This window comes from Peribacillus sp. SIMBA_075 (assembly GCF_046534585.1).
Window position 1 is genome coordinate 247,422 of sequence record NZ_JAWRYN010000002.1, and the last position, 13,240, is coordinate 260,661.

General features: G+C 41.3%; 13 protein-coding genes. 9 read left to right on the plus strand and 4 right to left on the minus strand.

The genetic code is table 11. The annotated features are described in order from the left end of the window. Positions 1 to 93 precede the first annotated feature (93 nt). The 6 genes from hpaI (at position 94) to SB775_RS03005 (ending at position 6,088) form a co-directional block, all read left to right on the plus strand. The gene (hpaI, locus tag SB775_RS02980; protein WP_410860463.1) at positions 94 to 1,011 is read left to right on the plus strand and encodes a 2,4-dihydroxyhept-2-ene-1,7-dioic acid aldolase; all 918 of its coding nucleotides are present in this window, start codon (positions 94 to 96) and stop codon (positions 1,009 to 1,011) included. A gap of 78 nt (positions 1,012 to 1,089) precedes the next feature. Beyond that, positions 1,090 to 2,604 carry a 5-carboxymethyl-2-hydroxymuconate semialdehyde dehydrogenase gene (gene hpaE / locus SB775_RS02985; protein WP_410860464.1) on the plus strand — a complete coding sequence of 505 codons (1,515 nt, stop codon included), beginning with the start codon at positions 1,090 to 1,092 and terminating at the stop codon, positions 2,602 to 2,604. Positions 2,605 to 2,635: 31 nt separating this feature from the next. Next, positions 2,636 to 3,619 carry a 3,4-dihydroxyphenylacetate 2,3-dioxygenase gene (gene hpaD, locus SB775_RS02990; RefSeq protein ID WP_410860466.1) on the plus strand — a complete coding sequence of 328 codons (984 nt, stop codon included), beginning with the start codon at positions 2,636 to 2,638 and terminating at the stop codon, positions 3,617 to 3,619. Between the two features lie 141 nt (positions 3,620 to 3,760). Continuing rightward, the gene (locus tag SB775_RS02995; RefSeq protein ID WP_410860467.1) at positions 3,761 to 4,024 is read left to right on the plus strand and encodes a hypothetical protein; all 264 of its coding nucleotides are present in this window, start codon (positions 3,761 to 3,763) and stop codon (positions 4,022 to 4,024) included. A gap of 155 nt (positions 4,025 to 4,179) precedes the next feature. Further along, positions 4,180 to 4,521, plus strand: coding sequence for a DUF485 domain-containing protein (locus SB775_RS03000; RefSeq protein ID WP_061463843.1), 342 nt, complete (start codon positions 4,180 to 4,182; stop codon positions 4,519 to 4,521). A 1-nt stretch (position 4,522) separates the two neighbouring features. Next, positions 4,523 to 6,088 carry a solute symporter family protein gene (locus tag SB775_RS03005; RefSeq protein WP_410860468.1) on the plus strand — a complete coding sequence of 522 codons (1,566 nt, stop codon included), beginning with the start codon at positions 4,523 to 4,525 and terminating at the stop codon, positions 6,086 to 6,088. 161 nt (positions 6,089 to 6,249) lie between these two features. Here the strand turns inward: SB775_RS03005 and SB775_RS03010 are convergent, their stop codons facing one another. Further along, positions 6,250 to 7,116 (minus strand): LysR family transcriptional regulator, encoded by an 867-nt coding sequence (locus SB775_RS03010; protein ID WP_410860469.1) that lies wholly within the window; start codon positions 7,114 to 7,116, stop codon positions 6,250 to 6,252. Between the two features lie 158 nt (positions 7,117 to 7,274). Between SB775_RS03010 and hpaB the strand changes: the two genes are divergently transcribed. Continuing rightward, the gene (hpaB, locus tag SB775_RS03015; protein ID WP_410860471.1) at positions 7,275 to 8,747 is read left to right on the plus strand and encodes a 4-hydroxyphenylacetate 3-monooxygenase, oxygenase component; all 1,473 of its coding nucleotides are present in this window, start codon (positions 7,275 to 7,277) and stop codon (positions 8,745 to 8,747) included. Positions 8,748 to 8,815: 68 nt separating this feature from the next. Here the strand turns inward: hpaB and SB775_RS03020 are convergent, their stop codons facing one another. The 3 genes from SB775_RS03020 to SB775_RS03030 are packed head-to-tail and all read right to left on the minus strand — an operon-like array spanning position 8,816 to position 10,790. Next, positions 8,816 to 9,199 carry a 5-carboxymethyl-2-hydroxymuconate Delta-isomerase gene (locus SB775_RS03020; RefSeq protein ID WP_089363179.1) on the minus strand — a complete coding sequence of 128 codons (384 nt, stop codon included), beginning with the start codon at positions 9,197 to 9,199 and terminating at the stop codon, positions 8,816 to 8,818. A 17-nt stretch (positions 9,200 to 9,216) separates the two neighbouring features. Further along, complete coding sequence (locus SB775_RS03025) at positions 9,217 to 10,005, minus strand: fumarylacetoacetate hydrolase family protein (RefSeq protein ID WP_410860472.1); 789 nt, start codon at positions 10,003 to 10,005, stop codon at positions 9,217 to 9,219. Further along, a complete protein-coding gene (locus SB775_RS03030) occupies positions 10,002 to 10,790 on the minus strand; it encodes a fumarylacetoacetate hydrolase family protein (protein ID WP_410860473.1) in 789 nt (262 codons plus the stop codon). Before SB775_RS03030 ends, SB775_RS03025 begins: the two co-directional genes overlap by 4 nt. Before the next feature lie 343 nt (positions 10,791 to 11,133). On the opposite strand from SB775_RS03030, the gene asnS reads away from it, so the two are divergent. Together asnS and SB775_RS03040 are read left to right on the plus strand one after the other, a co-directional pair. Further along, positions 11,134 to 12,426 (plus strand): asparagine--tRNA ligase, encoded by a 1,293-nt coding sequence (gene asnS, locus SB775_RS03035; protein WP_061463836.1) that lies wholly within the window; start codon positions 11,134 to 11,136, stop codon positions 12,424 to 12,426. A 116-nt stretch (positions 12,427 to 12,542) separates the two neighbouring features. Continuing rightward, on the plus strand, positions 12,543 to 13,238 hold the full coding sequence (locus SB775_RS03040) for a DnaD domain-containing protein (RefSeq protein ID WP_089363182.1): 696 nt from the start codon (positions 12,543 to 12,545) through the stop codon (positions 13,236 to 13,238). Positions 13,239 to 13,240: the final 2 nt, after the last annotated feature.

The window sequence follows — 13,240 nt, forward strand, 5'->3', positions numbered from 1 at the left end:
TTATGATAGTCGATCGATTATTTATAAAAACAAAGCCGATTTTTTTACTTATATTATTCCGAATATTCAAATAATGAAAGGGTGGCAGAAAAAATGTATGAGGATATCAAAAGTCGTTTAAGAGGATCCATCGCTCCAGTAATCACTCCGTTCGATGACAAGATGGAAGTGGATGTAAAAGCAATTGAAAATCTAGTAAACTGGCATATTGAAAGCGGTTCCCATGGAATCTCGGTATGCGGCACTACCGGGGAGCCCAGTTCACTATCGATTGAAGAGCGGGAATTAGTGATGGAAACGGCAATTAAAACAGCAAATGCCCGTGTTCCGGTCGCACCAGGTACTGGCTCTGCCAATCAGAAAGAAACGTTGCATTTGACAAAAAGGGCACAAGAAATGGGGGCGGAAGCTGCTTTAGTGATCGTTCCCTATTACAATAAGCCAAATCAACAGGCACTTTACAATCATTTTAAAACGGTTGCTGATTCTGTTGACATCCCGCTTATCGTCTATAACATTCCAGGAAGAACGGCGACGAATTTAGAAGTGAAGACATTGGCACGTCTTGCTGAAGATTGTAAGAATATTATTGGTGTAAAGGAATCTAATAAGGATTTCGAACATGTAAACCGTGTCTTATTGAATTGTGGAAGAGACTTCCTCTTATATTCGGGTATCGAATTATTATGCTATCCAATGCTGGCTATCGGAGGAGCAGGACATATTAGTGCTACAGCCAATATAACTCCTAAGGAGGTGGCGGAAATTTATAACCATTGGGTGGAAGGTGATGTGGATAAGGCTCTGGACCTACATTATAAATTAATGCCATTGAATGATGTTTTGTTTAAAGAAACCAATCCAGGACCATTAAAAGCTGCGATGGGGATGATGGGAAAAATCAATCCTGCATTAAGGCCGCCTATGGGCCCGCCTTCTGAACCATTAGAAAGGGAACTGCGTGAAACCCTTCAATTATACGGATTGATTGACCAAGTGATTGAATCATAATTGCTAGATTGGGAAGATTGCAGGATCCGAACGATTATTGTCTTCTTCCATAATATATTTTTTAAAGGAGGATTTATCATGCCAACTTTTCCAGTGCAAGATGTCCAGCATTACATCAATGGTCAATTTGTTGATGGTGCTTCAGGAAAAACATTTGAAAATCTAAGCCCTTTTAATAATCAAGCAATCAATAATGTGGCAGAAGGGGTTAAACAGGACATTGATCAAGCGGTGGCTGCTGCAAGAGATGCATTCGATAACGGTCCATGGAGAACGATGAAAGTGGCAGAAAGATTGAAGTACATTAATAGGATCGCTGAATTAATTGAAGAAAATGCCGAAGAAATTTCCTATTTGGAATCACTTGACACTGGGTTGCCGATTAGCCAGACAAAAAAACAGGCAGCAAGGGGAGCGGAGAATTTCCGTTTCTATTCTGAAATGGTGAAAAGCAGGCTTATAGGAGAATCGTATCAAATGGATGACACTTTCATCAATTATACGATTCATAAACCGATTGGAGTGGCGGGATTAATCACTCCTTGGAATGCGCCTTTCATGTTAGAAACCTGGAAAATCGCCCCGGCCCTTGCAACAGGTAATACTTGTGTCCTAAAACCGGCGGAATGGTCTCCATTGACAGCCAATAAATTGGCTCAAATCATTGATCAATCCGGTTTACCAAAAGGCGTATTCAATATCGTTCACGGTTTTGGGGAGACAGCAGGGGTGTCCTTGGTTGCCCATCCTGAAGTCCAATTGATATCCTTTACCGGGGAAACGGCGACCGGCACTGAAATCATTAAAAATGGTGCGGATACAATGAAACGTTTTTCCATGGAACTCGGCGGTAAATCACCAGCGATCATTTTTGAAGATGCCGATCTAGAAAAGGCCCTGGATTCAGTGGTTTGGGGAATCTATTCATTCAATGGGGAGCGCTGCACAGCTAATTCCAGGTTATTTGTCCATGAATCGATAATAGACCAGTTCGTTGAAGAATTGAAGGAACGTGTTCATAATATCAAAATTGGAAATCCAATGGAACCAGGAACGGAAATCGGACCTCTGATCCATCGAAACCATTTTGATAATGTCTCCCGTTATCTGGATATAGCAAAAGATGAAGGGGCAGATATTGTAAGCGGTGTCATACCGAGTGAATTCAAGGAAGGGAATTATATCGCCCCGACGCTTCTCTTGAACTGTACAAATGATATGACGGTGGCACAGGAAGAGATTTTTGGACCAGTCATGGCAGTCATTCCTTTTAAGTCGGAAGAGGAAGTACTGAGTATGGCCAACGATGTAAAGTATGGGCTTGCTGCTTATGTATGGACAAATGATATGAAGCGTGGGCATAGATTTGCTCAAGCTGTCGATAGTGGGATGGTCTGGGTGAATTCACAAAATGTGAGGGATTTGCGGATACCTTTTGGAGGATCGAAATATAGTGGGGTAGGACGTGAGGGTGGTCATTATAGCTTTGAATTCTATACAGAAACACAGGTTATCCACGTGGCAATTGGAGAACATCATATTCCAAAGTTTGGGGATTTCAAACAAAATGCCGTTTCTTCTGCTGAAAAATAATCCGGTTTTCATTAATGAAAGGGAGAATACTATGAATTTTTCTATTATTCGTGTTGCGAGAACGATACTTAATGTAACAGATTTAGACAAATCAAGAGCCTTTTATGTGGATGCTTTAGGTTTTGTTGAAACGGAACGAACAAATGATCAAATATATTTACGTGGTTTAGAGGAAGCGCATCATCACTCGCTTATCTTGCAAAAGGCAGAAAAGCCAAGCGTGGAAGTGATAGGATACAAGGTTGAAAAAGAGGAAGATCTTAAAGAATTGGAAACTATTTTCCTTTCCAAGGGAATGAAAATGAAGTGGATGAATGAAGGAACACAGCATGCACTAGGCAAATCACTCCGAGTTCAGGACATTTCAGGCTTGCCAGTGGAATTTTTCAGCAAAATGGATAAAGCCGAGAGATTGCTGCAAAAATTCGATTTGCATAGAGGTTCAAGGGTCCAAAGGATCGATCATGTGAATTGTAGTGTTCCAAATGTGCAAAAAGCCCATGATTTTTATGTGAAAGAATTAGGCTTTGCCTGCTCGGAAGATACTGTCGATGAGTCGGGTCAATTATGGGCTACGTGGCTACATAGAAAACAAACGGTCCATGACCAGGCATTCATGAACGGAATCGGCCCAAGACTTCATCATGTAGGCTTCTTTCTGCCAGATCCCCTTGCGCTTATCCATGCGTGTGATGTGCTGGCATCACTCGGATATGCAGGGTCGATCGAACGCGGGCCCGGAAGACATGGCCTATCCAATGCATTCTTCCTATATTTAAGAGATCCTGACGGTCACAGGATCGAATTATACAATGGGGATTACTTAACGTCTGACCCAGATACCGAACCGATTCATTGGAATCTGGATGATCCAAGGCGTCAGACATTCTGGGGGGCAAAAGCTCCGGATTCATGGTTTGATGAGGCTTCTGCTGTCCTTGATATAATATCAGGTCAAGAAGTTTCTCTTGAAGAACCGATACTGGAAAAAAGCAAGCCTGAATTCATCATCTGAATGAAGCGGGGATTAGGGTGAAGGGGCGAGCGTCCCATTAAAACTGACTTGACACTCAAGCATTTATAAGCCAAAAAGCATTGCATTACAGCAAGATTTGAAATTGGCGGTCATGACATTTTTTTACACGCAAGACAAATCATGGATGGCGATCAACACCCCAACATGACTCCATTAGAGCAAAAAGTAATGCAGGAAATAGGTGTAGGAACCTTTATAGTCGTTAAGGGCCAAGTCTATAAAAAAAGTGCACGCCTACTAAAAGATATGTGGTCCGGGGCAGGGCAGCAGTGGGTACTTACTGCTGCCCTATCTGTAAGCGTCACGGAAGGAATTCGGGTTGTGAATCAAGGAGCAAGGAGCCTGACCTTAGAACCTCTTACAGTAGATTTTTTTATCCCCTGACTTGCAGTTCATTTGAAATCTTTACAATGGCCTTGCAATTGGATGAGGAGGGGAGCCTATATCCCATTGAGGAGAGCTGCTAACAATGGTGAAGATCAAGACTTTTGCTAGGTTACCGTCCTTGGAAATATAAATGCCAGAAGAGGTGTGAAGTGATGGTACAGTTTGAAAAACAAAACCCTGAAGAATCGGAACAAACCAAGCTATTGGATTATGAAAAGATTGTTGTTTCCAAAGAGTTTCAGCAGATGATTTCCGATAAAAAGAAATTTGTCATTCCTTTTACGATTTTTTTTATGGGGTATTCCCTTCTGCTGCCCTTCTTAGTTTTTTACACAGATATCCTGGATCACCCTTTCATTGGAGACATAACATGGGCGTGGGTGTACGGTGTCTCCATTACGGTTATGTCTGTAGGGGTTTGCAGCATATATGTAAGGAAATCAGAAAGAATCGATGAACAAATTAAAAAAATCATCGAGAAAGAAGGGCTTTAACATGAATTGGACAGTTATTATTCTATTTGCGCTAATGTCGATAGGCACCCTTTTCATCACGTATTTCGCATCCAAAAAAACTAAAACGGCAGGTTCTTTTTATACGGCAGGGGGCGGGTTGACAGCTAGGCAAAATGGACTCGCATTGGCCGGGGATTTTATGTCTGCTTCAACTTTTTTAGGATTGATTGGGGCATTTTCCCTAACGGGGTATGATGGTTTTTTCCTGATGTATGGGGCACTTGTTTCATTCCTGGTCGTTTTATTCCTAGTGGCTGAACCTTTACGGAACTTAGGAAAATACACATTGGCCGATATGGTGACTACGAGGTTTAAGTATAAACAGGTCCGGGGAGTGACCGCCTTTAATACTCTGGTGATATCAGTCATGTACATGCTGGGTCAACTTGTTGCGGCAGGTGCTTTATTTAAATTGCTTTTAGACATCCCGTATAATGCATCTGTTATCATCGTAGGTATTGCAATGTTGGTATTTGTTCTATTTGGAGGGATGACTGCAACGAGTTGGGTGCAGATCATTAAAGCCATCCTGTTAATTGGCGGGGTGTTTATATTATTCATGATTGTCATGTGGAAGTTGAATTTTAATTTCGTCGGAATTTTCTCGGATATGAAAACAGCGACACCTATGGGTGCAGATTATTTGAAGGCAGGTATTAAATATGCCAGTGGTTGGGATGCAGCTTCCTTGTCACTAGGCCTTATTCTAGGAACAGCAGGTCTGCCTCACATTTTAATACGGTTTTTGACTGTCCCGAATGCACAAGTGGCAAGAAAGTCGGTTGTTTGGGTGATGTGGATTATGGGTGCTTTTCACATCATGGTCATTTTTCTCGGGTTCGGTGCAGCGAAGTTGGTTGGAACATCGAATATCATTGCTGCAAACCCAGCAGGGAACATGGCTGCACCATTATTGGCCCAACTTGTGGGCGGGGACATTTTATTCGCCTTTATTGCAGCGGTTTCCTTTGCAACGATACTCGCAGTAGTTGCGGGAATCGTGTTAACAGGTGCTACGGCTTTTTCACATGACTTTTATAATGAAATATTAAAAGATGGAAAAGCGACGGAAAAACAGCAAATGACGATGGCAAGATGGGCTTCCGTAGGTGTGACGGCGCTTGCGATCGTTTTATCATTAGGTCTGCAGGAATTCAATGTAGCGTTTCTAGCATCGATTGCCTTTACATTGGCCGCAAGTTCGAATTTGCCAGTCATCCTTCTTACGATCTATTGGAAAAAATTCAATAAAACCGGTGCAATAGTCGGTATGATGACTGGTCTTTTAGGTACACTTTTGCTCGTAGCCTTAAGTCCAAATGTCTGGAACCCTGTTCAGGGGGCCACAATAATTACAGGTAACCCGATTTTCCCTTTGAATTCACCAGGGATTGTGTCCATTCCGCTTGGGTTCCTGGCATGTTATTTAGGTGCTCTGTTCGGTAACCGCCGGGCAAATTTAAAAACGGTAACAAAAGATAATTTTAATGAAATCCTTGTAAAGTCCAATACTGGACATGACGTTAAGGGTGTTGTGCGACATTGAAGGATGTAAAAGCATACCTGCCCTTGTGAATGAACTGGGAAAAATCAGCCATCTATCTAAAGGGGTTTTCCCCTTTTTATTGGATAAAATTCAAACCCACACAAAATTGATCGATGAATGAGTATAAATGAAATGAAGATCCATGGATAATGGCAACTCATTCAGAAAAAGGTTTCTAGAAATTTGACGGCGCCTTTGGAAAGATATCGGTCTTCGAGCCATATAAGGGCGGCTTCCGATTTTACTGCACAATCTTTGAATTCGACTATTTTTATACCCTGAGTTGAAAAAGATTTAGAGGTGGTGCGCGGCATGATAGTAGCACCTATTCCTTCTTTCACTAAAGATAATATCATTGCTGCATCAGGACATTCACATACAATGGCAGGTTCAAATCCATGTCTGAAGCATTCATCCACGATAAGTTCATAAGTACCTTGACCGCTAACCCTATGAAGCAATAAAAGGGGAAATTTTTTAATATGTTTAAATTCAATGGAGTCTGGGATATCCCAATCTTTTGGGGTAACAAGCACAAAATCTTCCGGCTGAAGGTTAATCGCTGAGAATTGCTTACCATTAATAGGAAGCCGTACAATGGCCAACTCGATTTCCCTGTTCATTAAGCCTTCCGTCAAACGGAACGTATCTCCTTCCATTAACTTGAAGCGTATGTCAGGGTATTCTGCTCTAAAGGTTCTCATCCTTTGCGGAATGTAAGAAAAGCAAGTTTTTACAGATCCTATGGAAAGAGTGCCCTTTACCCCTTTACTGACTTCCTTCACTTCCAGTAGGGATTCTTCAAACTGGTTTAATAGAGCTTCAGCTTTTTTATATAGGACCTTGCCAGTTTCAGTGAGTTCAAGTTTCTTTCCATTCCGATCGAAAAGCTTTTCACCGATTTCCATTTCCATTAATTTAAGCTGCTGGCTAAGAGGCGGTTGGGCCATATGTAATTTTTTTGCGGCTTTTGTTACTTGTTTTTCCTGAACGATGGTCACAAAATACTTTAACTGCCGGATGTCCATTATATACACCTCATACATATGATTTACATATACATATTGAATTTTTTAAGTATTATATATATATCATAACACATGGTATATTTTGTTATAGGAATTAATTCAATATTTGGGATTTTTTAATTGTAAGCGCTTCATTTATTTTAAAGGGGGATGCAATCATGCCGGCAAAAACAGGTGAAGAATATATTAATAGGGTAGACAACGCAAAGGCGAACGTATGGATAAATGGGGAGCAAGTAAAAGATAAAATCAGTGAACACCCAGCTTTTAAAGGGGTCATGAAAACACAGGCCGAATTATATGACCTCCAGCATGATCCCGGGAAAAAAGATATCATGACTTATATTTCACCAACCTCCAATGAAAGTGTAGGGGCCTCATTCATGCAGCCCCGGACTAAGGAAGATCTTGAAAAAAGGAGGAAAATGATTCAAGAATGGGCAAGACATAATAATGGAATGATGGGACGTTCCCCTGATTACATCAACAGTGGGATGATGGCGTATGGTTCTGCGGCGGATATGTTCGGCACTCAGGATTCGGCATTTGCTAAAAATATGAAAGCTTACTATGAGCTCTGCCGGGAAATGGATTTGTCGTTGACACATACGCTGATTCAACCCCAGGTTAATAGGGGAGTTAGTGCGGCAAAGCTTCCGGACCCTTACATCGCTGCACGGATTGCTGGCAAGGATTCAGAAGGGCTAATTATAAAGGGAGCCAGATTATTAGCTACACAAGGCGGAATTACGGATGAAATCATGGTTTTTCCTTCAACGTTGCTTAAACAATCAGAAGAAGAAAACCCTTATGCATTCGCATTCTCCATACCGAATAATACACCGGGGGTAAAATTCATCTGTCGTGAATCATTCGACTATGGCAAATCAAATTTTGACCATCCACTTGGCTCACGATTTGAGGAAATGGATACTATAATCGTTTTTGATGATGTAGTCGTTCCTTGGAACCGGGTATTCGCATATGGGGATGTCGGCATTTGCAACCAGGCTTATAATGAAAGCAATGCGGTTGTTCATATGACCCATCAGGTGGTATCGAAGAATATTGTCAAAACCGAGTTCATTCTGGGTATTTTGCAACTAATGGTGGAAACGATCAATATTGGGCAATACCAGCATGTTCAGGAGAAAATTTCGGAAGTCATCATAGCACTTGAAACGGTAAAAGCTTTCATTACAGCTTCGGAGGCAAACGCAAAAGTGGATAAGTGGGGAATAATGACACCAGATTTCACACCGTTAAACATTGCCCGTAATTATTATCCAAAGATTTACCCTAGATTCAGTGAAATCATGCAACTTCTTGGGGCTAGTGGCTTAATGGCGATACCAAATGAAGCCGATTTCAATTCGGAGCTTCGACCGGATTTGGATAAATACCTTCAATCCGCTAATGGAGGGGCGTATGACAGGGTTAAACTGTATCGTCTCGCATGGGATGTATGCATGAGTTCATTTGGAACAAGGCAAACACTATATGAGCGCTTCTTTTTTGGGGATCCGGTTCGTATGGCCAGCGCTTTATATACTGGCTATGATAAACAGGAATATGTGGACCGTGTCAAGGAGTTCTTAAACCGTGCTGAAAATCTTGCAGAAATCAACTGAGCCCTGTAGCAGTATGTAACCATAAAGGCCTTCCTGATGCTCAGGAAGGCCTTTAAATATGAAATCTTTTATTTAAATCGGTTATGGATATTATTCTTTTTATATGTGCCAAAATCACTGAATTCCGTAAGCTCCATGGAAAGGGCAAGATATCTCTTTGAGAAGAGGGCTGCCAAATGGGACTCCAGCGTTTCAAAAAGGTGGTCACATACTTTGGTTTTATCCTTGTCATGGCGTCCAGCGCCAATTTTTAGTATGGCATGAACAAAGGCATCATCCTCTGAACCATCGGCAACACGATAATGCTTTAATTCAATGGCTCGAGATCGAATGCCGCCAATTGGAAAGATGGAAGGATAGGAGATTAATACATCATTCACTTTCTTTAACAAACCGTCAATCTGGAGTTCATCTTTGATATTATCGGTATATTCTATAATTATATGAGGCATGTGATCCTTCCCTTCCGTTAATTATGAATTTTTAAATGCGACCGATCCCCGTCTTCTCTAAATATATCGTCCCCGACTATTGTGCTAACGAGTTTTCCGATACCTTCAATTTCAGTGGTGATTTCATCACCTACAGCAGTATCCGCCAATCCTTCGGGTGTGCCTGTCAATATGATATCGCCTGGACTCAATGTCATGAAGCCGCTGAAATATTCAATTAAATCAGCAATGCTGAATATCATGTCTTTCGTGTTGCCTTCCTGAGTCAATTTTTCGTTGACGTATGTCTTGATGGAAAGATTCGAAGGATCTGGAATATCTTCGGCATCCACTAGCCACGGTCCAATTGGGGTGCAGGTATCGCGATTTTTGACCTTTAAGTTTGGCCGGTAGTAATTCTCCAGATAATCCCGTATTGCATAATCATTTGCAATGGTATATCCACTTACATACTTAAAGGCGTCTACTTTTTTTATGTTCTTCGCCTTTTTACCGATGACGACTGCCAGTTCACATTCATAATGCATATAAGATGCATCAGAAGGCCGTCTTGTCTGTCCACGGTGCCCGATAAAGGTATTTGGCCCTTTTAAGAACGCAAGGGGTTCTTCCGGGGCTTTAAAAGCCAGCTCCTTCGCATGGTCGGCATAATTCAAGCCAAGCGCGAATACAGTACGGGGTTCCACCGGGGGAAGCCAGACAACATCTTGCTCATCGACAATCCGGCCATCCGTCAATTGGAGCCGGCCATTATATTCACTTGCTAGATGTATGGCACCTGCATAGGCTACACGGGCTCTCTTCATAAAACCCCCTCCTTTGATAGCTTTACTTCCGAAATGATTGTATTTTCCAAATATCCGATTTCGTCAATTTCAATTCTAATATGATCATCGGCTTTTGCCAGTGGTGCATTCTCAGGAACCCCAACTAGAAGGACGTCACCCGAATTCAGAGTCATGAAGTCTGTTACATCCTCAATGAGGTGGGAAATGGAGCGAATTAGATTTACGGTTGAATTTTCTTGCCTGAGCTCCCCATTTATAAATACACGGATTCCTAATGAATCGGGGTTGGATATGGATTCCTTGGATACGACCCAGGGACCGATCGGGCAAAATCCATCTCGGGCTTTATAACGGATCGCAGGACGGTAAACGCTTTCATGCGGAATGCTAATATCATTGACGATCGTAAAACCTTCTATATAATCCGATGCATGTTCTTTCTTGACCCTAGTGGCCGTTTTATTGATCACTATTCCAAGGGCCGCCCCGATTTCCAATTCAGGTATACCATTTGGAAGGGGAACTGGAGTTGAAAAAGAAGAAAACGTGTTTCTAGGTTTAATATAAAGGATCGGCCCTTTAGGAGGCTCATTATAAGGAGGGTGGCCGATCTTTTCCTTCAATGCCTCCAATGATCCTTTATAGTTTAATAATGTCCCATATACAGTCCCTGAAATAGGGATATCCAACTTTATTTGGGATACATCGTATTTATCACCGTTCATTAATATATAACCGTTCGACAATATATCCATTTCTTCCGAATAATCTGACTTCTTAAGTTTCACTCTTGCTTTTGCCATGGACAATCCCCCCTTGATTTTTTATTAATCATATATGATATCGTATATGATTTTTTGTTTAAGTTCAACATTTTTAGATTATTCAGTATAATCAGGTAAAAATTGTTAAGGGAAAGGTTGGTTTCAACAGAAAAATGCCTTGAACATTTAGTTAGGATGGAGCAAATACCATATCAACAAATTCGTTAGTGAAAAAGTGTGCAATATGGCGGATACACCTCGATAAATTGATAAAGTGATATAAAAGGCATGCAACCTGATTTATTTGCTTGTAAGCAGGGCAATGGGTATAATAAGTAGAGTAAATTCTTAGTGAGTTAAGCTATTTTTGGAGGGAAATCCCGTGAAAATCACAATAAAAGATGCTAGCAAATTCGTCGATCAAGAAGTTACCATTGGAGGCTGGCTTGCCAGCAAACGTTCCAGTGGTAAAATTGCATTCCTTCAAATCCGTGATGGCTCAGGTTTCATTCAAGGTGTCGTCGTGAAAGCTGATGTGGGTGAAGAAATTTTTGCACGTGCGAAATCGGTTTCGCAAGAGACATCCTTGTATGTAACAGGTGTCATTCAAAAGGATGAACGCTCGCCGTTCGGTTTTGAGTTACAAGTGAAAGATATTGAAATCATTCATGAATCATTGGATTATCCCATTACACCTAAAGCACATGGTCCTGAATTCTTAATGGATAACCGCCATTTGTGGCTGCGTTCAAAACGACAGCATGCAGTCATGAAAATCCGGAATGAAATAATCCGTGCTACATATGAATTCTTTAATGAAGAAGGTTTCGTTAAAGTCGATCCCCCAATTTTAACAGGAAGCGCACCAGAGGGAACTAGTGAATTGTTCGCCACTAAATACTTTGATGAGGATGCATACCTTTCACAAAGTGGTCAGCTTTATATGGAAGCGGCAGCAATGGCACTAGGGAAGGTATTTTCCTTTGGACCTACTTTCAGGGCGGAAAAATCCAAAACAAGACGGCATTTAATCGAGTTCTGGATGATTGAACCAGAAATGGCTTTCATCGAATTCAAAGAAAATCTGGAGGTTCAGGAACAATTCGTATCTTCCATCATCCAATCTGTTTTGAAAAACTGTCAGCTTGAGTTGAATACGCTGGGCCGTGACACAGCGAAGCTTGAACAAATTAAAGCTCCATTCCCTCGTATTACATATGATGAAGCCATAAAGTTCCTTCATGAACAAGGATTTGATGATATCCAATGGGGTGATGATTTTGGAGCACCGCACGAAACTGCGATAGCAGAAAGTTATGATAAGCCAGTCTTCATAACTCATTATCCAACCAAAATCAAACCTTTTTATATGCAGCCTGCTCCTGACAGGGAAGAAGTCGTTCTTTGTGCCGATTTGATTGCTCCGGAAGGGTACGGAGAAATAATTGGCGGCTCGGAGCGGATTCATGATCAGGAATTGCTTGAACAGAGAATCAATGAGCATGGCTTGAGCGAAGATGCTTACAAATGGTATATGGAATTAAGAAAATACGGATCTGTACCGCATTCAGGCTTCGGTTTGGGGTTAGAACGTACCGTTGCTTGGATCAGTGGTGTTGAACATGTCCGTGAAACCATTCCGTTCCCACGTCTATTAAATCGTTTATATCCTTGATCTCGTAATGAAGCGGTTATCTTGCCAAATTGGGCAGATAACCGTTTTTTGTTAAAATTATAAGCTTATTAGGGGAGCCATATTCATGTTATACTTAATCAGAGGTGTCCAATAACATGAATAAAGAACATTTATATGCGTGGTTTAAGGAAGGAACGATAACGATTCCATCCTTTTTGTTGACTAACTATAAGACAATGGGACTGAATGAACAAGAAATGGTCCTATTATTACAATTGCAAAGCTTTATCGATAAAGGTAACCATTTCCCTGCACCATCCCAACTATCTGACCGAATGACATTACAGGAAACGGAATGTCTATTCTTAATCCAGCGTTTGGTTCAAAGGGGATTTGTTGAAATGGTGGTTGAAGGAAGTCAAGAAATCGGACAGGAAAAATATTCGTTGGCTCCACTTTATGAAAAAATGATGGACTGCTTCTTAAAAACTTTGAAACAGTCAGAGTCAGCTGAGGTCCAAAAAGCGGGAGAGAGCCTTTATACGATTTTTGAACAGGAGTTCGGCCGCCCTTTATCTCCATTTGAATGTGAAACATTGGCAATGTGGATGGAGGACGACCATCAACCTGAAATCATTAAGACAGCTCTTAGGGAGTCAGTCATTTCCGGTAAATTGAATTTCCGATACATTGATCGAATTTTGTTCGAGTGGAAAAAGAATGGAATTAAAACCTTGGAACAGGCAAGGGAGCAAGGAAAAAAATTTAGAGTGCATCAAAAAAGAGACCGAAAAACGGAAACTACACAACCATTGAAAGATGTGCCCTTTTATAACTGGCTCGAGCAGTAATG